The organism is Sphingomonas sp. 8AM, assembly GCF_902506455.1.
Lineage (GTDB): Bacteria > Pseudomonadota > Alphaproteobacteria > Sphingomonadales > Sphingomonadaceae > Sphingomonas.
The window spans coordinates 1,111,996-1,136,070 of the sequence record NZ_LR733844.1 but is presented as its reverse complement, the minus strand read 5'-3'; the positions used below and the strand labels follow the sequence as shown (position 1 = coordinate 1,136,070).

At 67.9% G+C, this 24,075-nt stretch carries 24 protein-coding genes; 13 read left to right on the top strand and 11 right to left on the bottom strand.

Annotation, left to right across the window (positions count from 1 at the left end):
- The first annotated feature begins 170 nt into the window (after window positions 1-170).
- The 5 genes from BACI71_RS05645 (at window position 171) to BACI71_RS05625 (ending at window position 4,558) form a co-directional block, all read left to right on the top strand.
- Window positions 171-1,442 carry a dicarboxylate/amino acid:cation symporter gene (locus BACI71_RS05645; RefSeq protein WP_159756171.1) on the top strand — a complete coding sequence of 424 codons (1,272 nt, stop codon included), beginning with the start codon at window positions 171-173 and terminating at the stop codon, window positions 1,440-1,442.
- Between the two features lie 52 nt (window positions 1,443-1,494).
- Window positions 1,495-1,881: a glycine zipper 2TM domain-containing protein gene (locus tag BACI71_RS05640; protein WP_159756168.1), complete on the top strand. Its 387-nt coding sequence runs from the start codon at window positions 1,495-1,497 to the stop codon at window positions 1,879-1,881.
- Between the two features lie 169 nt (window positions 1,882-2,050).
- Entirely contained in the window at window positions 2,051-2,500 is a 450-nt protein-coding gene (locus BACI71_RS05635) for a MaoC family dehydratase (protein WP_268894058.1), read from the top strand.
- 23 nt (window positions 2,501-2,523) lie between these two features.
- Window positions 2,524-3,702: an acetyl-CoA C-acyltransferase gene (locus tag BACI71_RS05630; protein ID WP_159756165.1), complete on the top strand. Its 1,179-nt coding sequence runs from the start codon at window positions 2,524-2,526 to the stop codon at window positions 3,700-3,702.
- 352 nt (window positions 3,703-4,054) lie between these two features.
- Window positions 4,055-4,558: a pyridoxamine 5'-phosphate oxidase family protein gene (locus BACI71_RS05625; RefSeq protein ID WP_159756161.1), complete on the top strand. Its 504-nt coding sequence runs from the start codon at window positions 4,055-4,057 to the stop codon at window positions 4,556-4,558.
- A gap of 77 nt (window positions 4,559-4,635) precedes the next feature.
- On the opposite strand, the gene BACI71_RS05620 is transcribed toward BACI71_RS05625, so the two are convergent.
- Complete coding sequence (locus tag BACI71_RS05620) at window positions 4,636-5,883, bottom strand: polyhydroxyalkanoate depolymerase (RefSeq protein ID WP_159756158.1); 1,248 nt, start codon at window positions 5,881-5,883, stop codon at window positions 4,636-4,638.
- A gap of 158 nt (window positions 5,884-6,041) precedes the next feature.
- Here BACI71_RS05620 and BACI71_RS05615 point away from each other — a divergent pair, with 158 nt between their 5' ends.
- Together BACI71_RS05615 and BACI71_RS05610 are read left to right on the top strand one after the other, a co-directional pair.
- Window positions 6,042-7,817, top strand: coding sequence for an ABC transporter transmembrane domain-containing protein (locus tag BACI71_RS05615; RefSeq protein WP_159756155.1), 1,776 nt, complete (start codon window positions 6,042-6,044; stop codon window positions 7,815-7,817).
- A 68-nt stretch (window positions 7,818-7,885) separates the two neighbouring features.
- Complete coding sequence (locus BACI71_RS05610; protein ID WP_159756152.1) at window positions 7,886-9,427, top strand: hypothetical protein; 1,542 nt, start codon at window positions 7,886-7,888, stop codon at window positions 9,425-9,427.
- Window positions 9,428-9,669: 242 nt separating this feature from the next.
- Here BACI71_RS05610 and BACI71_RS05605 read toward each other — a convergent pair whose 3' ends face one another.
- The 6 genes from BACI71_RS05605 to BACI71_RS05580 all read right to left on the bottom strand — a co-directional run bounded on the left by BACI71_RS05605 (window position 9,670) and on the right by BACI71_RS05580 (window position 15,023).
- Window positions 9,670-9,921, bottom strand: coding sequence for an ATP synthase F1 subunit epsilon (locus BACI71_RS05605; RefSeq protein ID WP_159756149.1), 252 nt, complete (start codon window positions 9,919-9,921; stop codon window positions 9,670-9,672).
- A gap of 90 nt (window positions 9,922-10,011) precedes the next feature.
- Window positions 10,012-11,493, bottom strand: coding sequence for a F0F1 ATP synthase subunit beta (atpD, locus tag BACI71_RS05600; protein ID WP_159756146.1), 1,482 nt, complete (start codon window positions 11,491-11,493; stop codon window positions 10,012-10,014).
- 9 nt (window positions 11,494-11,502) lie between these two features.
- Window positions 11,503-11,925: a DUF6232 family protein gene (locus BACI71_RS05595; RefSeq protein ID WP_159756143.1), complete on the bottom strand. Its 423-nt coding sequence runs from the start codon at window positions 11,923-11,925 to the stop codon at window positions 11,503-11,505.
- Window position 11,926: 1 nt separating this feature from the next.
- A complete protein-coding gene (locus BACI71_RS05590; protein ID WP_159756140.1) occupies window positions 11,927-12,805 on the bottom strand; it encodes a F0F1 ATP synthase subunit gamma in 879 nt (292 codons plus the stop codon).
- Window positions 12,806-12,919: 114 nt separating this feature from the next.
- Window positions 12,920-14,449 (bottom strand): F0F1 ATP synthase subunit alpha, encoded by a 1,530-nt coding sequence (gene atpA / locus BACI71_RS05585; protein WP_159756137.1) that lies wholly within the window; start codon window positions 14,447-14,449, stop codon window positions 12,920-12,922.
- Window positions 14,450-14,453: 4 nt separating this feature from the next.
- Entirely contained in the window at window positions 14,454-15,023 is a 570-nt protein-coding gene (locus BACI71_RS05580) for a F0F1 ATP synthase subunit delta (RefSeq protein WP_443018454.1), read from the bottom strand.
- Between the two features lie 215 nt (window positions 15,024-15,238).
- On the opposite strand from BACI71_RS05580, the gene BACI71_RS05575 reads away from it, so the two are divergent.
- The 4 genes from BACI71_RS05575 to BACI71_RS05560 all read left to right on the top strand — a co-directional run bounded on the left by BACI71_RS05575 (window position 15,239) and on the right by BACI71_RS05560 (window position 19,469).
- The gene (locus BACI71_RS05575) at window positions 15,239-16,069 is read left to right on the top strand and encodes an Ada metal-binding domain-containing protein (protein ID WP_159756130.1); all 831 of its coding nucleotides are present in this window, start codon (window positions 15,239-15,241) and stop codon (window positions 16,067-16,069) included.
- A gap of 67 nt (window positions 16,070-16,136) precedes the next feature.
- Window positions 16,137-17,654, top strand: coding sequence for a CpaF family protein (locus tag BACI71_RS05570; RefSeq protein ID WP_159756127.1), 1,518 nt, complete (start codon window positions 16,137-16,139; stop codon window positions 17,652-17,654).
- Window positions 17,655-17,974: 320 nt separating this feature from the next.
- Window positions 17,975-19,156, top strand: coding sequence for a retropepsin-like aspartic protease (locus BACI71_RS05565; protein ID WP_236552828.1), 1,182 nt, complete (start codon window positions 17,975-17,977; stop codon window positions 19,154-19,156).
- A gap of 73 nt (window positions 19,157-19,229) precedes the next feature.
- A complete protein-coding gene (locus tag BACI71_RS05560; protein ID WP_159756124.1) occupies window positions 19,230-19,469 on the top strand; it encodes a DUF6894 family protein in 240 nt (79 codons plus the stop codon).
- A 10-nt stretch (window positions 19,470-19,479) separates the two neighbouring features.
- Here the strand turns inward: BACI71_RS05560 and BACI71_RS05555 are convergent, their stop codons facing one another.
- Together BACI71_RS05555 and BACI71_RS05550 are read right to left on the bottom strand one after the other, a co-directional pair.
- Window positions 19,480-19,680, bottom strand: a complete 201-nt coding sequence (locus BACI71_RS05555) for a hypothetical protein (protein WP_159756121.1) — start codon at window positions 19,678-19,680, stop codon at window positions 19,480-19,482.
- A 142-nt stretch (window positions 19,681-19,822) separates the two neighbouring features.
- On the bottom strand, window positions 19,823-20,017 hold the full coding sequence (locus tag BACI71_RS05550; protein WP_159756118.1) for a hypothetical protein: 195 nt from the start codon (window positions 20,015-20,017) through the stop codon (window positions 19,823-19,825).
- A 47-nt stretch (window positions 20,018-20,064) separates the two neighbouring features.
- Here BACI71_RS05550 and BACI71_RS05545 point away from each other — a divergent pair, with 47 nt between their 5' ends.
- Window positions 20,065-20,862 (top strand): class I SAM-dependent methyltransferase, encoded by a 798-nt coding sequence (locus tag BACI71_RS05545; RefSeq protein ID WP_159756115.1) that lies wholly within the window; start codon window positions 20,065-20,067, stop codon window positions 20,860-20,862.
- Window positions 20,863-20,971: 109 nt separating this feature from the next.
- Here the strand turns inward: BACI71_RS05545 and phaR are convergent, their stop codons facing one another.
- Window positions 20,972-21,523: a polyhydroxyalkanoate synthesis repressor PhaR gene (gene phaR / locus BACI71_RS05540; protein ID WP_159756112.1), complete on the bottom strand. Its 552-nt coding sequence runs from the start codon at window positions 21,521-21,523 to the stop codon at window positions 20,972-20,974.
- 101 nt (window positions 21,524-21,624) lie between these two features.
- Between phaR and BACI71_RS05535 the strand changes: the two genes are divergently transcribed.
- Complete coding sequence (locus tag BACI71_RS05535; RefSeq protein WP_201297431.1) at window positions 21,625-22,617, top strand: alpha/beta hydrolase; 993 nt, start codon at window positions 21,625-21,627, stop codon at window positions 22,615-22,617.
- A 33-nt stretch (window positions 22,618-22,650) separates the two neighbouring features.
- On the opposite strand, the gene alr is transcribed toward BACI71_RS05535, so the two are convergent.
- On the bottom strand, window positions 22,651-23,697 hold the full coding sequence (gene alr / locus BACI71_RS05530; RefSeq protein WP_159756109.1) for an alanine racemase: 1,047 nt from the start codon (window positions 23,695-23,697) through the stop codon (window positions 22,651-22,653).
- Window positions 23,698-24,075: the final 378 nt, after the last annotated feature.

The following is a 24,075-nucleotide window of genomic DNA, read 5'->3' as shown; positions in this document are numbered from 1 at the left end:
CATTCTCGCGAACGCGGGAATCCAGAACCTCCGACGTGGCGGCGCTTGCCAAAACCGCTTGCCAAAACCTACGTCTCCCTTTCCCGCTTAAGCCCCCCGCAAAGCCCCACTCCCTAGCCACAAACGCAAAGTTGCTGGCGCAAACCCCCGCGCCCTCTCACCTCGGCACCATGAAGAAACCCTCCTTCACGGTGCAGGTGTTCGCCGGCATGGCGATCGGCGTCGCGTTCGGCTTCGTCGCCCGCACCGCCCCTGACGGCGCACTCGCCGAAACCCTCCGCCTCACCGGCGAGAGCTTCGTCAAATTGCTCAAGGCACTGGTCGTGCCGCTCGTCTTCACCGCGCTGGTCGCCTCGGTCGCTGCGTTGCGCGACCTCGGCAATGCCGCGCGGCTGGTCGGCCAGACGCTGCTGTGGTTCGCGATCACCGCGCTCATCGCGGTCGCGATCGGGCTGACGCTCGGCACGATCCTCCAGCCCGGCGTGCGCGCCGGCGTCGACGCCGCCAGCGCGGTCGCGCCCGGCACCGCCGGCTCGTGGCTCGATTTCCTGCGCGGGCTGATCCCCGGCAACTTCCTTGCGCTGGAGGCGTCGACCAGGCTCAAGGACGGCGCCGCCACCACCGGCGTCTCGTTCAACGTCCTGCAACTGATCGTCGTCGCGATCGCGGTCGGCGCGGCGGCGGTGAAGGTCGGCGCGGCGGGCGAGGCGTTCCTGTCGGTCAACACCTCACTACTCACGATCTTTCGTCAGTTGCTGCGCTGGGTCGTGCGACTCACGCCGATCGGCACCGCCGGGCTGATCGGCACCGCGATCGTCCGCTACGGCTGGTCGTCGCTCGCCGCGCTCGGCAGCTTCGCAGGGGCGGTCTATCTCGGGCTCGCGCTGGTGCTGTTCGGGGTCTATCCCGCGTTGCTCGCCGCCAACCGCCTGTCGCCGCGCCGCTTCTTCGCCACCGCCTGGCCGGCGATCCAGCTCGGGTTCGTCTCGCGCTCGTCGATCGCGACGCTGCCGGTCACCGAGGATGTCGCCGAAAAGGCCGGCGTCCCGCGCGACTATGCCGCCTTTGCGGTCCCCTTCGCCGCGACGACCAAGATGGACGGTTGCGCCGCGATCTACCCGGCGGTGTCGGCGCTGTTCGTCGCACAATATTACGGCGTCGCGCTCCACGCGCCCGACTATGTGCTGATCGCGCTCGTCTCGGTGATCGGCTCGGCCGCGACCGCCGGGCTGACCGGCGCGCTGGTGATGCTGACGCTCACGCTCACCACGCTCGGCGTGCCGCTCGAAGGCGCCGGGTTGCTGCTCGCGATCGACCCCATCCTCGACATGGGGCGCACCGCGGTGAACGTCGCCGGACAAATCGTCGTCCCGTTGATCGTCGCACAGCGTGAAAAGCTGCTCGTTCCCGATCCCGGACACGCCGCAACGCAACCGGCGTGAACCCTTCCGTGTCTGCAACGTTCGTGCAGGCAGCTGAAGGAGTATGATCGAGATGAAGAAGGCCCTGCTGACGGCACTGGCGATCGCCACCGTCTCCGCCCCGATGGTCGCCGCCCCGGCGGCGGACGCGCAACGCCGGGATCGCGACCGCGATTACCAATGGCAGGGCGACCGTAACGATTGGGATGCCTCCAAGAATTATCGCCGCGGCAACTACCGCGAGCGTCGTCTAAGCCGCGAGGATCAGGTCTATCGCGGGCGTGACGGCCGCAACTACTGCCGCCGCAACGACGGCACCACCGGTCTCGTGGTCGGCGGCGCCGGCGGCGCGCTGCTCGGCAACCTCGTCGGCGGTGGCCTGCTCGGCACGCTGGCCGGCGGCGGCGCGGGTGCGCTGCTTGGTCGCCAGATCGACCGCGGCAAGGTGCGCTGCCGCTAAGCGCGACGGTCCGTGCCGGGGCGTATCACCGGCGCGGGTTCCATTTTAGAAGGTCGGGTTCGCCGCTTCCGTAGCGGCACCCGGCCTTTTTCATATTTTCGGTCCGCCCCACCTTGCGAGCGACGCGCAACTGCGCCTACACAGTCGCAAAGGTTGGGAGAGACGGGCCGTGACGCTCGACGAAGTGGAGGGTGCGGTCGGACGCACCAGCGTCTCGGCATGGATCGACGTCACGCAGGCGATGATCGACGCCTTCGCCGACGCCACCGGTGATCGTCAATTCATCCATATCGATTCCGTCCGTGCTGCCGCGACGCCGTTCGGCACCACGATCGCGCACGGCTTCCTCACACTGTCGCTGCTACCACGCCTGATGGCGGAAACGCCCGACCTGCCGACGGTCAGCGCCGCGACGATGCACGTCAATTACGGCGGCAACCGCGTCCGCTTCCTCGCACCCGTCCCGTCCGGCGCGCGCATCCGCGCACACTCGCGGCTGCTGTCGTTCGAACAGAAGCGCCCCGGCCAATATCAATCGACCGCCGAGGTCACGATCGAGATCGAAGGGCAGAAAAAGCCCGCGATGGTCGCCGAGTGGATCACCCAAATCTTCGTCTAGGCTGCACCGAAAGGCCCCGTCTCATGCGTTCCGCCGTCATCGTCTCCACCGCCCGCACCCCGATCGGCCGCGCCTATCGTGGTGCGTTCAACAACCTGCCCTCCCCGACGCTGGCCAGCCATGCGATCAGGGCCGCGGTCGAGCGCGCCGGCGTCGACGGCGCCGAGGTCGACGACGTCGTGCTCGGCGCCGCGCTGCAACAGGGGCATCAGTCGCCGAACATCGCGCGCACCAGCCTGTTGCGCGCCGGGCTGCCGACCAGCGTATCGGGCATGTCGCTCGACCGGCAATGCGCCTCCGGCCTGATGGCGATCGCCACCGCCGCCAAGCAGATCGTGCATGACGGGATGCAGATCGCGATCGGCGGCGGGGTCGAGAGCATCAGCATGGTGCAGACCCCCGAGATGCGCGTCGCGCCCGATCCCGAGCTGCTGGCAATGCACAAGGACATCTACATGCCGATGCTCCAGACCGCGGAGATCGTCGCCAAGCGCTACGGGATCACGCGGGAGGCGCAGGACGAATATGGCTATCGCTCGCAGATGCGCACCGCCGCGGCGCAGGCTGCCGGGCGCTTCGATGCCGAGATCGTCCCGGTCACCGCGACCAAGGCGAACGTGAACAAGGAGACGAAGGAGGTCTCGCACGAGCAGGTCACGCTCACGAAGGACGAGGGCAATCGTGCCGACACCACGCTGGAGGGATTGCGCGGGCTGAAGCCGGTGCTCGGGCCCGACCTCAACATCACCGCCGGCAACGCCTCGCAGTTGTCGGACGGTGCCTCGGCGAGCGTGCTGATGGAGGAGAAACTCGCCGAGCAACGCGGGCTGACCCCGCTGGGGCGGTATGTCGGCATGGCGGTGGCCGGCACCGCACCCGACGAGATGGGCATCGGTCCGGTCTTCGCGATCCCTAAGCTGCTCGAGCGCAACGGCCTGAAAATGACCGATATTGGCCTATGGGAGCTGAACGAGGCGTTCGCGGTGCAGGTTCTCTATTGCCGCGACAAGCTCGGCATCCCCGACGAACTGCTCAACGTCGACGGCGGCGCGATCTCGATCGGCCACCCCTATGGCATGTCGGGCGCGCGGATGGTCGGCCACGCGCTGATCGAGGGCAAGCGCCGCGGTGCGAAACACGTCGTCGTCACGATGTGCGTCGGCGGCGGCATGGGCGCGGCGGGGCTCTTCGAAGTGCTGTGACGTTGAACGCTTGGTCGCTCCCCGCTATATAGAGGTACGGTGACGTCATAGCACCGCCTCATGTGAGCCTCGGTCGTGCCAGCGGCCGGGGCTCAAATGCGTTTGGGGCCCGGCTGCCAGGCCGGACCCCGCCCGTGCGCTACTTCCGCGCCGCCTCGATCATCCGCACGACCAGAGTCGCGAAGGCGATCAAAACGCCGAGGAACATGCACAAGTCAGCAAACGTCATAGTTCACTTCCTCATGGTGGCGGCGGGATTGCCGCCGCTCCCGGTCATGACGCCCGCGCAACGACCGCGCAACCAACGCCCCCGCCTCACGTTCTCCCGTCGAACCCGAACAGGAGATACGATATGGCCGACGCCAACACCGATCCGAAGAAGCTGAAGCAGGATCTCTGGAAGAAGATGGCCGACAGCCCCTTCGTGATGGTCGGCCCGGCGGATGGCCATGCGCATCACGAGCCGTTGACCGCGCAACTCGATCAGGATCAGGTCGACACATTGTTCTTTTTCATCGGCAAGACGAACCGGCTCGCCGACGGTGGCCGCGTGATGGCGCAGTACGTCTCCAAGGGGCACGACTTCTTCGCCTGCCTCGACGGCACCGCGCGGATCGACAACGATCAGGCGCAGATCGACAAGCTCTGGAATAAGCAGGTCGAGGCGTGGTTCCCGGAGGGCCGCAATGACCCGAACCTCGCGCTGCTGCGCGTCGACATCGACTCTGCTGAACTGTGGGAAACCGACATCTCCCTGTCGGGCCGGGTAAAGATGCTGTTCGGCGGCACAATCAAGGCCGACGAATCTGGCAGCCACGCCAAGGTGCGGACAACCGCGGAAAACAGCGCGGCATAATCAGGTCGCCCCTGCGCAGGCAGGGACGATGATTCAAAACCCGGGCCGGTCGCCACAAGCGACCGGCCCGTTTTACATCAGCCGTTGGCCGCCATCCATTCCTCGACCACCGGCGCGATCCGGTTGCGCCATTTCGAGCCGTTGAAGATCCCGTAATGGCCGACACCCTCGGCCATGTAATAGCGCTTCTTTTCCTCGGGCAGCGCGGTCGCAATCGTCAGCGCCGCCTTTGTCTGTCCCAGCCCGCTGATGTCGTCGCGCTCGCCCTCGATCGCCAGCAGCCCGACATCGGTGATCGCACCGGTGTCGACGCGCCGTCCGCGATGCAGCATCTCGCCCTTCGGCAGGCTGTGCGACTGGAAGACGGTGTCGATCGTCTGGAGGTAGAACTCCGCGGTCATGTCGCAGACCGAGCGATATTCGTCGTAGAAGCGCTTGGTGGCCTCGGCGCTGTCATCGTCGCCGGTGACGAGATGTTTGAACAGCTCGTAATGGCTCATCATGTGGTTACCGAGGTTCATGGTCATGAACCCGGACAATTGCAGGAAGCCCGGATAGACCTTCCGCCCCGCGCCCGGGTACAACATCGGCACCGTCGCGATCACGTTCTGCTCGAACCAGGCGAACGGCCGCTCGGTCGCCAGCGTGTTGACCGCGGTCGGCGCCTCGCGCGTGTCGATCGGCCCACCCATCATCGTCAGCGTACGCGGTCGGCACGGGTTGCGGTCGGCGCTCATCAGCGCGGTCGCGGCGAGGCACGGCACCGATGGCTGGCACACCGCCAGCATGTGCGCGCCATGCGCGCCGTCCGCCACACCGTCCTGATCCGCGCCGATCGCTTCGAGGAAGGCGATCAGATAATCGATATAATCGTCGAGATCGAACCGTCCCTCGCGCGTCGATACCAGCTTCGCGTCACGCCAGTCGGTGACATAGACGTCGGCGACCGGCAGCATCCGCTCGACCGTCCCGCGCAGAAGCGTCGCGAAATGTCCCGACATCGGCGCGGCGATCAGCAGCCGCGGCCCGCCCTCCACGCCCTCGCGGCGGAAGCGCTTGAGCTGCCCGAACGGGCGTTGCAGCACGATCTCCTCGACCACCGCTACCTCGCGGCCGTCGACGGTCGTCGACTCGAATCCGAACGCCGGCTTGCCGCGTGAGGCCGACGCATGCGCGAACACCTCCAGCGCGGACGCCATCACCGGCCCGCCGCCCAGATACGCGAACGGGTTGGACGGGTTGTTCAGCCAGTTGGCTCCTACCGTCGCCATCGCGCTGGCCGAGGCGAGCCACGACCGCTGCAATTCATAGGCGTCGTACAACATTCGCGTCTTCCTTCCCCGGCCCCGCCGGTGCGGCGCCTATAGCAACTTCGTCCGTCGCAACGCGACTGCAACGATTGCAGTCGATTTCCGGGCCCCGACCCGCGCTAAACCCTTCACGACACGTTGAGCGGGCCGGCACGCGCTGCTAGGCCGCGCGCATGGCCAGCGCTTCCGACGTCGCTCCTTCCCGCCGTCTCGGCAATCTGGCGATGGTCTTTCGACACGCCCGCAAATACCCGCTCCAGATTACCGCCGCGTTTAGCGCGCTGGCGGTCACCTCCGGCGCGACGATCGCGATCCCCTACAGCTTCAAACGCGTGATCGACCGCGGCTTTGCGGCCAACGGCGCATCCGCCGAGTCCGTGGCGTCGTCGTTCCATTATATGCTGATGATCGTGGTCGTGCTCGCGATCGGCACCGCCGTGCGCTTCTATTTCGTCGCCTGGCTGGGCGAGCGCGTCGTCGCCGATATCCGCACCGAGGTGCAGCGGCATCTGATGACGCTCAGCCCGTCCTTCTACGAGACCAACCGCCCGTCGGAGATCGCCTCACGGCTCACCGCCGACACCGGCCAGATCGAGACGGTGGTCGGCAGCACGGTGTCGATCGCGCTGCGAAACTCGTTCACCGCGATCGGCGGGCTGATCTATCTGTTTGCGATCTCGCCCAAGCTGGCGGCGATGCTGCTGGCGGGCATCCCGCTCATCATCGCGCCGATCGCGCTGCTGGGGCGGCGCGTCCGCAACCTGTCGCGCACCTCGCAGGACCGGATCGCCGACGTCGGCTCGATCGTGGTCGAGACGCTCGGCGCGATGAAGATCGTCCAGGCATTCGGGCAGGAGGCACGCGAGAGCGCGCGCTTCACCGACGCGGTCGAGGCGACGATGGCGACGGCGCGCAAGCGCGTGGCGCTGCGCGCGATCATGACCGCAATCGTCATCGGGTTGATCTTCGGCGCGATCACGCTGGTTTTGTGGGAAGGCGCTGACGATGTCGCGGCCGGACGGCTGTCCGGAGGCGCGATCGCCGCCTTCGTGCTGACCGGCGGGATCGTCGCCGGCGCGTTCGGCGCGCTCACCGAAGTCTACGGCGATCTGCTGCGCGGCGCGGGCGCGGCGGGCCGGCTGAGCGAATTGCTCGCCGAGCGTCCCGAGATCGCCCCGCCCGCGCACCCGGTCGCGCTGCCGCAACCGCCGCAGGGCCGCGTCGCCTTTCACAACGTTGAGTTCCGCTACCCCAGCCGCCCCGATGTCGCCGCACTCCACGACTTCACGCTGGAGGTCGCCCCCGGCGAGACGCTGGCGGTGGTCGGCCCGTCCGGCGCGGGCAAGTCGACCCTGTTCCAGTTGCTCCAGCATTTCTACCAGCCGGCGCGCGGCGCGGTGCTGGTCGACGGCGTCGATCTCATCCGCGCCGACCCGGCCGAGGTCCGCGCGCGGATCGCGATGGTCCCGCAGGAGACGGTGATCTTCGGCACCAGCGCGCGCGACAATCTTCGCTACGGCCGCTGGGACGCCGATGACGCGCAGGTCTGGGCCGCGGCGGAGGCCGCCAACGCCGCCGACTTCCTGCGCGCGCTCCCCGAGGGTCTCGACACCTTCCTCGGCGAGGGCGGCGCGCGGCTGTCGGGCGGGCAGCGGCAACGCGTCGCAATCGCCCGCGCGCTGCTCCGCGACGCGCCAATCCTGTTGCTCGATGAAGCGACCAGCGCGCTCGATGCCGAAAGCGAGCGGCTGGTGCAGGATGCGCTCGAGCGGCTGATGGCATCGCGCACCACGATCGTCATCGCGCACCGCCTCGCCACCGTCCGCGCGGCGTCGCGGATCGTCGTCATGGACAGCGGCCGGATCGTCGAGGAAGGCAGCCATGCCGCGCTGACCGGTGCGGGCGGGCTCTATGCGCGGCTCGCCGGTTTGCAATTCCACGACGCCTGACGCCGGGCGCTTGACCGCCGGCCATCCCCGCTTAGTCTGTCGGCGGGGAAGTTTGACGGGGGCGAATGATGCGCAGGTGGTGGGCAGCGGCGGCGCTGGCCTTGGGGATGGCGTCGCCGGCGGCCGCGGCGTGGCAACAGGCATCGTCGCGGCACTTCGTCGTCTATTCGGACGACGAGCCCGACAAGGTTACGGAATTCGCCACCCGGCTGGAGCGGTTCGACAAGGCGATGCGCGTGATGCGCGGCATGGAAGACCCGGCGTTCAGCCCGTCGCAGCGCGTGCGCGTCTTCGTCGTCAAGGATGTGGGCGCCCTGCAGAAACTGCTCGGCAGGAGCGACGCCGCCGGTATCTATATGCCGCGGCTGTCGGGGCCGGTGGCGTTCGTGCCGCGCAAGACCAATGACACCGGAAAGCTCGCGCTGACGCCGCAAGCGGTGCTGCTCCACGAATATGCGCACCATTTCATGTTCTCGTCGTGGGGCGACCAGCCGTTTCCGGCATGGTTCGTCGAGGGATTCGCGGAGTTCAACGCGCCGACGGTGTTCGAGCCCGATCGGCTGTTGATCGGGGTGCCGCCGCTCTATCGCGCCTATGGCCTGATCGACGACAGCCTCTTGCCGATGCGTGACCTGCTGACGCTGGCGCCGGGCGACAAGCGGCTCGATCCGAACCAGCGGCAGGTCTTCTACGGCCGCGCGTGGCTGCTGACCCACTACATGCTGCTCAACAACGAGCGTCGCCCGCAACTGGCCGCCTATCTCAAGGCGCTGGAGAAAGGCGGCGATCCGAAAACCGCGGCGGCGCTGCTCGGCGATCCTCGCAAGCTCGACCGCGAGCTCAACAATTATGCGCGCAAGACGCTGCCGATCCTTGGCATGAAGATCGACAAGCTGCCGATCGGCCCGGTGACGACGCGGGCGCTGGGCGCCGGGGAGGAGGCGATCATGCCGGTCGTCCTCCGCTCGACGCGCGGGGTGAACCCCAGGACCGCGCCCGCCGTGGCGGTCGCCGCGCGAAAGGTCGCGGTGGATTTTCCGAACGATCCGGCGGTGCAGGTCGCGCTCGCCGAGGCCGAATATGATGCCGGCGGCTATGCGGCCGCGGATGCCGCGGCCGCGCGCGCGCTGGCGGCCAGGCCGGGGCTGCGCGAGGCGTTGATCTACCGCGGCATGGCGCAGTCGGCGCTCGCCGAGAAGGAGCATGTCACCGACGCCGCGCGCTGGAAGGCGGTGCGGCAATGGTTCATCACCGCCAACCACCTCGACCCCGAGGACCCGTGGCCGCTGGTCGCGCACTATCAGGCGCTGCGCTCGTCGGGTGGAACCATGAGCGGCAATGCCGAGAAGGGACTCGACTACGCCTTCTCACTTGCGCCGTTCGACAGCGGGCTCGCCATGCAGGTGGCGGCGATGCACATCCGCAAGAAGGAATATGACGCCGCGGTGCCGGCGCTGCGCCGCGTCGCCTATGATCCGCACGGCGGCGCGCTGGGGACGATGGCCGGCACCGTGCTCACCGCAATCGAAAGCAAGGACACTTCGGCGATCGACACGATCGCGACCGCGATGGAAAGCAGGAAAGAGAACGACGGCGAGGAGGAGAAGTAAGGCGACGGTGCTGGTCTGGGACCCGGCAATCCAACGTCATCCCGGGCTTGACCCGGGATCCCGCTTCTTCTGCTTGCCCGCTGTCCGGGAAACACCGGCTTAACCAAACGTCATTGCGAGCGTAGCGAAGCAATCCAGGGCGTTCTGGTCCGGCACTGGATTGCTTCGCTCCGCTCGCAATGACGGTATCGCCGACTACCCCGGGTTACGTCCGGGGTAGCAATCGGTCGATCGCTAGACGCTCAGCCCGCGTGCTCCGCGAGCACGGTCAGCCCGCGCGCATTGACCTCGGCGAAGCCACCGCGGATCGCGATCGCCTCCGGCTGGCCGCCGGGCGTCTTCTGCACCAGCACCGCGCCGTCACGGATCGTCGACATGAACGGCGCATGGCCCTCCAAGACCGCGAAGTCGCCGTCGGCGCCGGGTACGGTCACCATATGAACGTCCTCGGAGATGAGGAGGCGCGCCGGCGTTACGAGTTCGAAATGCAGCATGTACAGCACCCTAGCTGTTAGTTCCGATCGGCAAACAGCCACAGGACCGCCCCCCGTGACCGACAACCGGTCGCGGGGGCGGAAGAAGCCTCAGGCCTCCTTGACCATCTTTTCGGCCTTGGCGACCGCCTCGTCGATCCCGCCGACCATGTAGAAGGCCGCCTCGGGCAGGTGATCGTATTCGCCGTTCACGACCGCCTTGAAGCTGCGGATCGTGTCCTCGAGCTGCACGAACTTGCCGGGGATGTTGGTGAACACCTCGGCGACGTGGAACGGCTGCGACAGGAAGCGCTGGATCTTGCGTGCGCGGCTGACGGTCAGCTTGTCCTCTTCGGACAGCTCGTCCATCCCGAGGATCGCGATGATGTCCTGCAGCGACTTGTACTTCTGCAAGGTCGCCTGCACCGCACGCGCGGTTTCGTAGTGGTCCTGCCCGACGGTGCGGGGCTCCAGCACGCGGCTGGTCGAATCGAGCGGATCGACCGCCGGATAGATGCCCAGCTCCGAGATCGCGCGGTTGAGCACGGTCGTCGCGTCAAGATGCGCGAACGAGGTCGCCGGCGCCGGATCAGTCAGATCGTCCGCGGGAACGTAGACGGCCTGCACCGAGGTGATCGACCCCTTGTTGGTCGAGGTGATGCGCTCCTGCAGCGCACCCATGTCGGTCGACAGCGTCGGCTGATAGCCCACCGCCGACGGAATACGGCCCAGCAGCGCCGACACTTCGGCGCCCGCCTGCGTGAAGCGGAAGATGTTGTCGACGAAGAACAGCACGTCCTGCCCTTCCTGATCGCGGAAATATTCCGCAATCGCGAGGCCCGAGAGCGCGACCCGCGCACGCGCGCCCGGCGGCTCGTTCATCTGGCCATAAACCAGCGCGACCTTCGAGCCCTCGCTGACCGCATTGCCCTCTTCATCCTTGGCGATGACGCCCGCGTCGAGGAACTCGTGATACAGGTCGTTGCCCTCGCGGGTCCGCTCGCCGACGCCCGCGAATACCGAGGTGCCGCCATGGCCCTTCGCGATGTTGTTGATCAGCTCCTGGATCAGCACGGTCTTGCCGACGCCCGCGCCGCCGAACAGGCCGATCTTGCCGCCCTTCGCGTACGGCGCGAGCAGGTCGATGACCTTGATCCCGGTGACGAGGATCGCATTCTCGGTCGACTGGTCGATGAAGTCCGGCGCCTTGGCGTGGATCGGCGCGCGCAGGTCGGTCGCGATCGGGCCACGCTCGTCGATCGGCTCGCCGATGACGTTCATGATGCGACCGAGCGTCGCCGGGCCGACCGGCATCAGGATCTGCGCGCCGGTGTCGGTGACGGGCTGGCCGCGGGTCAGCCCCTCGGTCGCGTCCATCGCGATCGTGCGCACGGTATTCTCGCCGAGATGCTGCGCAACCTCGAGCACCAGCCGCTGGCCGTTGTTCTCGGTCTCCAGCGCCGACAGGATCGCCGGCAGCTGCGACGGGAAGTGCACGTCGACCACCGCGCCGATGATCTGGCTGATGCGGCCCGTGTTGTTGGTCTGGCCCGTAAGGTGGGTCGGGCGGATGTCTTCAGCGGCGGTTGCCATGTTCGTTTCCTATCGCCTCGAATCAATTATTGCCTGCTCAAGCGCAGACTCGATGTCGTCCATTTCAGCTAGGGATGCTGTCTCAAACGCTACAACTTCCCCCGCATTCGTCACAATCAAAAGACAGAATAGAGTTCGCTTGGTTGACCCGTCAGAAGGCATTTTCCGTGCTTTCCAGAGCAGTCCGCATCCGGCCAAAATGACCGCACACCCTCCAAAAAACGTCGCTTGGTCGCCTGCATCATGACCAATCCTCGCCATGATGCAGCCAACGATCGAACCAAAAAAGCCACCTGAGGCAAAGAGCTTACGACTGTTTTGTCCCTGCGCCCTCTCCTGCCGAGTCGAAACAGAAAAAGACGTAATTTTATCGATAGCGTATCTCGTCGAGCCAAACCGCGCAAAGCGGTCATCGATCGAGAAATCCGACATACTACAATGCCTCGGCGCCCGAGATGATCTCGACCAGTTCGGTCGTGATCGCCGCCTGACGCGCGCGGTTGTACTGGATGCTCAGCCGCTTGATCATGTCGCCGGCGTTGCGGGTCGCATTGTCCATCGCGGTCATGCGGCTGCCCTGCTCCGACGCGGCATTCTCCAGCAGCGCGCGGAAGATCTGGATCGCGACGTTGCGCGGCAGCAGATCGTCGAGGATCGCTTCCTCGCTCGGCTCATATTCGACCGTCGCATCGGCATCGTTCGCCGCCTTCGCGCCCTTGACGTGCGGTATCGCGACCGGAATGATCTGCGCGCCGATCGGCTCCTGCACCAGCGCCGACTGGAAGCGCGCATAGAACAGATGCGCGACGTCGAACTCGCCGGCCTTGAAGCGCGTGATCAGGTCGTCGGCGATGTCCTTGGCGGCGTCGAAGCTCGCGGTCTTCATCTCCGACAGGTCATGGTCGGCGACGATCCCGGTCGGGTAGAAGCGCTTCATCACGCGCCCCTTCTTGCCGGCAATATAGAAGCGCACGGTCTTGCCCGCGGCTTCCAGCTCCTCGGCCTTGCGGCGCGCGGCGCGGACGATGTTGGTGTTGAACGCGCCCGCCAGACCGCGCTCCGAGGTCGCGACGACCAGCAGATGCACCTGATCCTTGCCGGTACCCGCGAGCAGCGGCGACGCGCCGACGCCGACCGTCCGCGCCAGGCTGGCGACGACGCCTTCGAGACGCTCCGCATACGGACGCCCCGCGACCGCCGCCTCCTGCGCCCGGCGCAGCTTGGCAGCAGCGACCATCTTCATCGCCTTGGTGATCTTCTGCGTCGACTTCACCGAGCCGATGCGGATCTTGAGGGCCTTGAGTGACGCCATCTTGTCCTTCTTCTCGTCGTCCCTGCGTAGGCAGGGACCCATCTCTATCTCAACGAACGGTGTCTCTGATGGAGAGAGACATGGGCCCCTGCCTGCGCAGGGGCGACGTATTGATTAAGCGAACGTCTTCGCGAACTGCCCGAGCGCTTCCTTCAGCTTGCCCTCGGTATCCTTGCCCAGCTCGCGGCTGTCGCGGATCGCGGTCAGCACGTCGGCGTGATCGGCGCGCATGTAGCTGAGCATCGCCGCTTCGTAGCGGTTGACGTCGGCGACCGGCACGGTGTCGATGAAGCCGTTGGTGCCCGCATAGATCGAGACGGTCTGCTCCTCGAACGGCATCGGGCTGAACTGCGGCTGCTTGAGCAGCTCGGTCAGCCGCGCGCCGCGGTTGAGCAGCTTCTGCGTCGAGGCATCGAGGTCCGAGCCGAACTGCGCGAACGCCGCCATCTCGCGATACTGCGCCAGCTCCAGCTTGATCGAGCCCGACACCTTCTTCATCGCCTTGGTCTGCGCGGCACCGCCGACGCGGCTGACCGACAGGCCGACGTTGATCGCCGGACGGATGCCCGCGAAGAACAAATCGGTTTCAAGGAAGATCTGGCCGTCGGTGATCGAGATCACGTTGGTCGGGATGTACGCCGACACGTCGCCGGCCTGCGTCTCGATGATCGGCAGCGCGGTCAGCGAACCCGAGCCGTTCGCCTCGTTCATCTTCGCCGCGCGCTCCAGCAGGCGCGAGTGGAGATAGAAGACGTCGCCCGGATAGGCTTCGCGGCCCGGCGGACGGCGCAGCAGCAGCGACATCTGGCGATACGCAACGGCCTGCTTCGACAGATCGTCGAACACGATCACCGCGTGCATCCCGTTGTCACGGAAATATTCGCCCATCGCGGTGCCGGTGTAGGGCGCCAGGAACTGCAGCGGCGCGGGGTCCGACGCGGTCGCGGCGACGACGATGGAATATTCCATCGCGCCATTCTCTTCCAGCGTGCGGACCAGCTGCGCGACCGTCGAACGCTTCTGCCCGATCGCGACATAGACGCAATAGAGCTTCTTCGATTCGTCGGTGCCGGCGTTCGCCTGCTTCTGGTTGATGAAGGTGTCGATCGCGATCGCCGACTTGCCGGTCTGGCGGTCGCCGATGATCAGCTCGCGCTGCCCACGGCCGACCGGCACCAGCGCGTCGATCGCCTTCAGCCCGGTCTGCACCGGCTCGTGCACCGACTTGCGCGGGATGATGCCCGGCGCCTTGACCTCGACGCGGCTGCGCTGCTCCGTCACGATCGGGCCCTTGCCGTCGATCGGATTGCCGAGCCCGTCGACCACGCGGCCGAGCAGCCCCTTGCCGACCGGCACGTCCACGATCGTGCCGGTGCGCTTGACGGTATCGCCCTCGCGGATTTCGGCGTCAGAGCCGAAGATCACGACGCCGACATTGTCAGCCTCGAGGTTGAGCGCCATGCCCTGGACGCCATTGGCGAATTCGACCATCTCGCCCGCCTGGACGTTGTCGAGCCCGTAGATGCGCGCGATCCCGTCACCGACGCTGAGCACCTGACCGGTTTCCGACACCTGTGCCTCGGTGCCGAAACTGGCGATCTGGTCCTTGATGACGCGGGAGATTTCTGCGGCGCGAATGTCCATCAACTCAGCCTTTCATCGCGCTGGCAAGCGCATTCAAACGGGTGCGGATCGACGAATCGATCATCTGGGAACCGATGCGGACGACCAGGCCGCCCAGGATCTGCGGATCGACCGCCAGGTCGACCGTCACGTCGCGACCGACACGGCGGCGAAGCTGCTGCTTCAGCTCGTCGACCTGCTCGGCGGTCAGCGGGTGCGCGCTGGTGACCTCGGCGGTGGTCTCGCCACGATGCTGCGCGGCCATTGCGCGAAACGCGCGGATGATCTTCGGCAACGCCGCCAGCCGGCGATTCTCCGCGAGCACGCCGAGGAAGCTGCGCGTCGTCGGGTCGAGCCCCAGTTCGTCGGCGGTGGCGAGCACCGCCTTGACCGCCTGCCCGCGCGCGATGACCGGCGATGCCGTCAGCGTCCTGAAGTCGCTCGACGCCGCCAGTGCGTCGCGCACCGCCGTCAGGCTTTGTTCGACGCGATCGACCGCACGGGCCTCCACCGCCAGATCGAACAGCGCGCTCGCATACCGGCCGCCGAGACCGGCCTGGATGCTGCTGCCCTGATTACCGCTGGAACTCTCCACGCGATCCACTTTCCTCGTCATACCCAAGGGTGCCCACCCACGCGAACGGATAGCGCACATCGGGTGCGCCTCGCTTGGGTACGGCGCGCGTAGCAAAGGGGGAACCGCGATGCAACCGGAGTGAAACCGTCGTGATGCCAGCGCTGGCGGCGGGCGGCGCTTTGGGCGCAAGCTGCGGGATGCGGCGCACGTGCGGCTGGCGTAGACCGGCCGGCATGAGCGCGACCATCGACTCCGACACCGCCTGGGACGCCTTCGCCCGGCGCGACCGCGCGTTCGACGGCCGCTTCGTGGTCGCGGTGCGCAGCACGCATATCTATTGCAAGCCGAGCTGTGCGGCGCGCCGCCCCCGCCGCGAACATGTCGCCTTCCTGCCCGACGCCGCCGCGGCGCAGGCGGCCGGCTATCGCGCATGCCGCCGCTGTCTGCCCGATTCGGTCGCCCGCGACCGCGCAGCGGTGATCGCCGCCGCCGCGTTGCTCGCCGCGGACGCGCCGCCGCCGCTTGCCGCGCTGGCGGCGGGGGTCGACTACGCGCCGCACCATTTTCACCGCCTCTTCCATCGGCTGACCGGCGTCACCCCGGCGGCTTATGCGCGGACCTGTCGCGCCGATCGGGTGCTGGCGGCGCTGCGTGCGAGCGATGGCGTGACCGCGGCGATCTATGCTGCCGGCTATGGCGCGCCGAGTCGCTTCTACGCCGACGCCGCGCGGCTCGGCATGACGCCGCAGGCGGCGGCGGCAGGTGGCGCGGGCGAGACGCTGCACTGGGTACGCCTCGCTGCCCCGCCGGGCCCGCTGCTGCTCGCCGCGAGTGCGCGCGGCTGGTCGCGGTTCGCGTTCGACGAGGACGTGGATGAGGACGGGGCGGCGTTGCGCGCCGCCTTTCCCGCCGCGACGCTGCTTCGCGGCGATGCCGCGTTCCGCGCCCGTGCCACGGCGCGGGTCGGGCGGGCGGCGGCGGTGCCGGCCGACGCCGCGCTGCCGCTCGCGATCCGTAATATTGCCTTCCGCACGCTGCTCCACGCTCAGGGCAACCCCGATTAGTTAGCCAAATCGAAAGGCTTGCGCGGTAGCGATCGTTGCCGAGCCACTTCGAGGACGATCAGGGTCGATGAACGCGTTCGGACGCCGCAACGGCGGCATGGGTAACGGCACCGGCGGCGGGATGCGCGGCGGCTTCGGGGTCGCACGCCCGATGCACGTCCAGCCGGGTTCACGCGACGACCAGCCGGTGGAGACCGCCGCGCCGCTCGACGCGATCGCCGCGCTCGACCCGCTCACCCCGCCCGGCCAGATCGACGCGATGCAACGGCTGTCGGACCGCCAGAACGCCACCGGCGAGCAGGGCGCGAGCCGCATGGAAGGCTTCGAGGCGTCGATCCACAAGATCAAGGAGCAGGTGCTCCCGCGGCTGCTGGAGCGCGTCGACCCCGAGGCGGCCGCGACACTCGGCAAGGACGAGCTGGCCGAGGAATTCCGCCCGATCATCGGCGAGGTGCTCGCCGAGCTGAAGCTGACGCTCAACCGCCGCGAGCAATTCGCGCTCGAGAAGGTGCTGGTCGACGAGTTGCTCGGGCTGGGGCCGCTCGAGGAATTGCTCTCCGACCCCGAGATCAGCGATATCATGGTCAACGGCCCCGACCAGACCTTCGTCGAGCGCCGCGGCAAGCTGGAGATGGCGCAGATCCAGTTCCGCGACGAGGAGCATCTGTTCCAGATCGCGCAGCGGATCTGCAACTCGGTCGGCCGCCGCGTCGACCAGACCACCCCGCTCGCCGACGCGCGCCTAAAGGACGGCAGCCGCGTCAACGTCATCGTGCCCCCGCTCAGCTTGCGCGGCACCGCGATCTCGATCCGCAAGTTTTCCGCCAAGCCGATCACGCTCGACATGATGGCCGGCTTCGGCAGCATGAGCCCGAAGATGGCGACCGCGCTCAAGGTTGCGGGCGCGTCGCGGTTCAACATCGTCATTTCGGGCGGCACCGGCTCGGGCAAGACGACGATGCTCAACGCCTTGTCGAAGATGATCGACCCTGGCGAACGCGTGCTGACGATCGAGGACGCCGCCGAGCTGCGCCTGCAACAGCCGCACTGGCTGCCGCTCGAAACCCGCCCGGCTAACCTCGAGGGTCAGGGCGAGATCAGCATCCGCGACCTCGTCAAGAACGCGCTGCGCATGCGCCCGGATCGCATCATCCTCGGCGAAATCCGTGGCAGCGAATGTTTCGACATGCTCGCGGCGATGAACACCGGCCACGACGGCTCGATGTGCACGCTCCACTCCAACTCCCCGCGCGAGGCGCTGGCGCGGATGGAGAACATGGTGATGATGTCGGACATCAAGGTGCCCAAGGAAGCGATCAGCCGCCAGATCGCGGACAGCGTCGACCTGATCATCCAGGTCAAGCGCCTGCGCGACGGCAGCCGCCGCGTGACCAACGTCACCGAGGTGATCGGGATGGAAGGCCCGGTGATCGTCACGCAGGAATTGTTCAAGTTCGAATATCTCGACGAAAGCGCCGACGGGAAGATCATCGGCGAATATCGCTCGATGGGTCTGCGCCCGTACACGATCGACAAGGCCAAGCAGTTCGGCTTCGACCAGGCGTATCTGGAGGCGTGCCTGTAACGTCTCCCTCTTCCGTCACCCCGGACCATACGCCTTCGTCGCCCCGACCATAACCCCTCGTCGCCCCGGACTTGATCCGGGGCCCCGCTTCTTCTTGGCGATCGAAGCAAGAAGCGGGATCCCGGATCAAGTCCGGGATGACCACTATTGGGCACTCCTCCTTCGTCATTCCCGCGAATTCGGGAATCCAGAACCTCAGACCGCGCCCCTCTATCGACAAACCCGCGCGTCTGGATTCCCGCCTCCGCAAAGGTGACGGACTTCGGCAACCACGCACCCTCCACCCGTGACACATCTACACGATCCGCTACACCATCCACGTGCCGATCCTGCCCCTCCTTGCCGTTGCGCTCGCCGCCGCACCGCTGCCCGAACCGCGCGCGGCATGGGTCGGGCGGTCGACGCTCGCCGCCGATGCCGAGGGCCGCTGGATCCCGTTCGACCTCACCCCCGGCAACCAGATCCGCTTCACCATGGCGGTCGACGGCCGCCCGGTTACCGCGATCCTCGATACCGGGGTCAGCTACTCCGTCCTCGCACGCCGCTTCGCCGAGGCGTATCGCCTGCCGGTCCGCGCCGACGGTCGCGCGACCGTGATCGGCGGCAGCGTCGCGATCGGGCGCGTCGAGACGCGCGCGGTGGCGATCGGCGCGGTGACGCGGCGCGGCGGAAGCCTCGCGGTCGCCGACCTTCCCGCTACCGCGACCGGCAGCGCCCTGGCGGTCGACCTGCTCGTCGGGCGCGACCTCACCGCGCCCTATGCGCTCGACATCGACTATCAGGCGCGCCGCTTCCGGTTGCTGCGCAGCGGCAGCCGCCCGTTCGCCGGCGTCGCCGCGCCGCTGTCGATCGCGCGCGATCGGATGGTCTATGTCAGCGCGATCGGCGCGGCGGGCGCGACGCTGGCGCCGATGGTGGTCGATACCGGCGACGGCTCGGCGATCACGCTGGGGGCCGCGGCCTGGGCAACCGCCCGCGTCGCCGCCGGCCCGGTGACCACCACCGTCTCGTTCGGGCTGGCCGGCGCGGTGGTCAGCGACATGGCGATCGTGCCCGCGCTGCGGATCGGCGACGCGATCGCGCGCGATGTCGAGGTGCGCGTCGAACCGGCCGGCGGCTTTTCCGATACGATCGGGGTCGCGGGTCGGATCGGATCGGGCTTTCTCCAGCGCTATCGCGTGCTGCTCGACCCCGCCGCGGGGCAGATGCTGCTGGGTGCCACGCCGCGCACCGACACGCCGACGCTCCGCTCGACCAGCGGGCTGTTGCTGGCGCTGACCGGCGAGCGGTTGCGGGTGCTCCACGTCATGCGCGGCAGCCCGGCCGCCGCCGCCGGCTGGCAGGGGGGCGACACGATCTGCGCGGTCGACGGCACCCGCATCGACGCCGCTTACGCGCGCGGTCCGCTCGCGGCATGGCCGGCCGGCAGCGAAGGCCGCGTCGTCATGCTCGACGATTGCGCCGGTCGACGCCGCGCGCTGACCCTGAAGCATTTCTACTGATACAAATCGTACAATTCACGGCATCGTCCCGCCGCCCGGATCGTTGGTGTCGCTGGACGAGCAAAGGGGCAGGATGCCGCATTTCACCATCATCTTCGCCGGACGCGAGTCCGAGCGCGTCACCGTCGACTGCGCGAACCTGTCCGCCGCCCGCAACCAGGCGGTGCAGCGGCTCGGACGCTATCTCGCCGACCATCCGAATTACGCCGAGGAGGGGCATTGGCGCGTCACGGTCGAGGATGACATGGGGCGCGCCGCGGCCACGGTGATCGTCGCCACCGTTACCCCGCGCCAGAACGGCCTTCCGGGATAAGGTGGCGCGGCTAGCGCAGGCGATCCTCGCCGCGTGGCTCGCTCATCCGCTGCTGGCCGCGTGCGCGCGCGGCGCTGCGCACCAGTTCCTCGCTCAGCCGCATCGCCGCCTCGGCCGTCAGGTTGTAGGTGGCGCCGCAACGCGACAGCACGGTGACCACGCCGTCATCGGCGCTGACGTCCGGCGCGATCGTACATAGATCTGGCTTCATGCGTACACCTGTTGTGACGGGTGAAGGCTGCCGAACCGATCTCCTCCCGACGTCCTGGGCAAAAGCGCAAGGTATCCGTCGCGACATGGGCCTTCGATCCCGAGCAGAACCCGGGGCCGGCGGAGTGGTTCCCCCTGCCGGCTCAAGCCTTTAGCGCGACCCACCCCGCAATTGCCGCCACGATCAGCGCGATCACCTGCACCAGGGTCCAGTCCACCCAGCCCACCGCATCGGGGTCGGCGCGCCGCCGCCGGCGGTGCTCGCGCCATCCCGCAAGGATCGCGACGGACAGCGCCGCACCCGCAATGACGTATAGCAGGTCTTGCGTATCGCTCATCGCCGCGTCAGCCTCCGGCGCATCCAATCGCGGAGAGGTTTACGTCCATGCATCGTCTCACTCCCATTTTGCTGCTGGCCCTGACCGCCGCGCCCGCCGTCGTGTCCGCCGCGCCGCGCGCACCGGCACCGATCGCCGCCGCGGTGGCGGCGCCGACCCGCGCCCCCGCCAATACCGCGCGCGACCGTTACCGCCACCCGGCCGGGACGCTCGCCTTCTTCGGCGTGAAGCCGACCGATACCGTGGTCGAGGTTTGGCCGGGCGGCGGCTGGTACACCGAGATCCTCGCGCCGCTAACCGCCGCGCGCGGACGCTATTATGCCGCGGGGCCATGGGAAAAGGGGCTGAACGCGGTGCGTGGTCTCCAGAGCAAGGACGCCGCGACCTATGGCAAGGTCCAGCTCGCCGCCTTGCCTGCACAGCCCGGCCAGCCGACCGTGCCCGATGGCGCCGCCGATGTCGTGCTCACCTTCCGCAACGTCCACAACTGGCGGTTCGGGGGCGAGGATCAGGCGCGGCAGATGTTTGCGGCGATGTTCCGGATGCTCAAGCCCGGCGGGACGCTCGGCGTCGTCGAGCATCGCCTGCCCGAGGCACGCGATGCTGCCGCCGAGGAGAAGAGCGGCTATATGAAGCCGAGCAGCGTGATCGGCTACGCCACCGCCGCCGGCTTCAAGCTGGCGGGCAAATCGGAAATCAACGCCAATCCGAAGGACACCGCCGACTGGGCGGGCGGGGTTTGGACGTTGCCGCCGAGTTATGCGCTCAAGGACGTCGACCGCGCGAAATATGCCGCGATCGGCGAGAGCGACCGGATGACGCTCAAATTCGTCAAGCCGCGCTGAGCATCAAGACCGCCAACCCGAACCTTCGTCGTCCCGGATCAGGTCCGGGACGGCGGTTCAGGGCAGGATGGTTGAAGCGGCGGTCGCGTCGGACGGCGGCAAGGCCCGCTCACTCGCCGAGCTTGTCGACCTTGTCGCGAAGCTGCGCCAGTTCGGCCTTCAGCGCGGCGATCTCGCCATCCTTGCCCACCGCGCCGGTTGCGGGCGCGGCTGCCACCGCCGGCTTGAACGCCTGTGCCGCGGCCTCGAACATCTCGAGATTGCGTTTGGCGATCTCGGCGAACGGCGATCCCGCGAACGCCCCCTCAACCGCGGTCTTGAACTGCGCCTGATTGCGGCGGAAGCTGTCCATCGACGCGTCGAGATAATCAGGCACCATCGCCTGCATCGAATCACCATATAGGGCGATCAGCTGGCGCAGGAAATTCACCGGCAGCATCGTCTGCCCGCGGCTTTCCGCCTCCATGATGATCTGGGTGAGGACGTTATGCGTGATGTCCTCGTCGGTCTTGGCATCGACGACCTTGAATTCGCGCCCCTCGCGCGTCATCGCCGCGAGATGTTCCAGCGTGATGTAGGAGGAGCTTTCGGTATTGTAGAGCCGGCGGTTGGCGTACTTCTTGATGACGACCACTCCGTCGGTACCATGCTGCTTCTTCATCGCGCGAGATCCCCGTGACCGAACCTGTTCGTGGTATTGCACAAAATGTGGCGCTGCAACACGCTGGATACGGCCCGCGACCGCTGCCGCTGTTCCTCGACATGCTGCGCCGCGAAACCGCAACATCGCCGCAGCGCGCTGCCGCCGCGCTCGCCGGGCTGCGCCGCTACCAGGACGCCCCGCGCACGCGGCGGCGGATGCGACCGATCCGCTACCGCAGCGGCGCGGCACGCCTCCGCGACGGCGCACGCGGCTGCGGCGGCGTGCCGGTGGTGCTGGTGCCATCGCTCATCAACCCGCCATATGTGCTCGACCTCGCGCCGGGCCGCTCGCTGGTCGCGCATCTCGCCGCCGCCGGGTTCCACCCATGGCTGGTCGACTGGGGGACGCCACGCGCGCAGGATGCCGGGCTCGACCTCGCCGGCCATGTCACCCGCCGTCTGCTCCCGTTGCTCGGCCGGCTCGACCGACCGGCGCTGCTGGTCGGCTATTGCCTCGGCGGGACGCTCGCGCTCGCCGCCGCGGCGGCCGCTCCGTCCGGCAGCGTCGCCGGTGTCGCGACGATCGCGGCCCCGTGGCAGTTCGCCGGCTATGGCGACGACGCGCGCGCCGCGCTCGCGGCGCTCTGGGAGCAGGTCGCGCCGGGCGCGCAGGCGCTGGGTGTACTCCCGATGGAGGTGCTGCAGACCGCTTTCTGGCAACTCGATCCGGCGCGCACGATCGCCAAATACGCCGCCTTCGCGACGACGCCGCCGGAGCGCGCCGCCGAATTCGTGCTGCTGGAGGATTGGGCGAATGCCGGCGCGCCGCTGACCTATGCCGCGGGCGCGGACCTGTTCGAGACCCTGCTCGCCAGGGACTGGCCGGGACGCGGCGAGTGGATCGTCGGCGGTCGGGCGATCGACCCGCACGCGCTGCCCTGCCCCGCCACCGAATTCGTCTCGCTCACCGACCGGATCACCCCCGCCGCCACCGCGATCGGGCTCGCCTCCCGCCGCGATCTCGCCGCCGGGCATGTCGGGATGATGGTCGGCGGTCGCGCCCGTACCTTGCTCTACGATCCGCTGACCGACTGGCTGCGCACGATCAGCTAGGATCGTCCGTCATCCCGGACGACGGCGATCGATCTACGACCACACCCGTTCGAACCGGTCCGCCAGTCCGGTCAGCAGCTCATACTGGCTGACCCCGCTGGCGGCGGCGACATGGACCAGATCGTCGTCGAACCGTACCCAGTCGCCCTCGCGCACCGCCGCCGCGCTGGCGTCGAGCGCGAGCAGATCCATCGACACGCGCCCGATCACCGGCAGCGGCGTGTCACCCGCAAACGCACAGCCCCGGCTCGACAGCGCGCGGCGATAGCCATCGGCATAGCCAAGGTTGACGACCGCCACTGCCAGGTCGCGCTCGGCCCGCCACGTCGCATTATAGCCGACCGTCTCGCCCGCGCGCACCGTCCGGCACTGCAGCACCTCCGCCGCGATCGTCGCGACCGGGCAGATTGCCCCCGCCAGCCCCGCGACCGGCACCCCGCCATACAGCGCCAGTCCGGGGCGCGTGAGGTCGAAGTGATAGCCGTCGCCCAACGCGATCCCCGCCGAATTGGCGAGGCTCATCCGCTTGGCGCCGGTTCGCCCCGCCAGCGCCGCGAAGCGCGCGCGTTGCGTCTCGTTAAGCGCATGACCCGGTTCGTCGGCGCAGGCGAGATGGCTCATCAGCGTGTCGATCGCCAACCCGTCGAGTAGTCCGCCCGCGACCTCGGCTTCACCGATCCCCAGCCGGTTCATGCCCGTGTCGACCATCACGTCGCACGGCTGCCCCGGCGCGACCAGCCGCCAGCGCGCGATCTGCGCCGTGGTGCTCAGCACCGGGCGGACGCCGGGCAGTTCGGGCAGCGGCAGGTCGGCCTCGCGCAGCCCGTGCAGCACGGCAATCGTCGCCTCGCGCCCGACGATCAGATCGGCAAGTGCCGCCGCCTCTGCCCAGGTCGCGACGAACAGGTCGCGGCACCCGGCATCGAGCAGCCGCGGCACCACCGCCCGCGCGCCGAGCCCATAGCCATCGGCCTTCACCGCCGCGCCGCACGCCGCCGCCCCGCTCAGCCGCGCCAGCGCCCGCCAGTTGGCGATCAGCGCGTCGGAGGAGAGATACAGGCGGTTGGGACGATGCGACATGACGGCCCGGTTAGCGCCTGCACGCGCCACGCGCTACCGCCCCGCGGATCATGTGCCTGTGGATAAGTCGGTGAAAAAGAGGTTGGCAAGCGCTGGACAGGGCTGTGGGCAAGGTGTGGGCAAATTGTGGAGCGATCGTGCGTAAGCAGTGGATGGAGTGTGGATAATAGGCATACGATGACGCGCCCCGCGCGACGTATTGCCGAACCGATCCCCCCAACAGCCGTCACCCCGGCCCCCGAGCCGGGGTCCCGCTTCTTCCACCCGCAAGGCAGGCAGAAGCGGGACCCCGGGTCGAGCCCGGGGTGACGACCCTCAGAAATGTGAAATGCTGGCAACAAGCCGGTCATTGCGAGCGGAGCGAAGCAATCCAGGGCG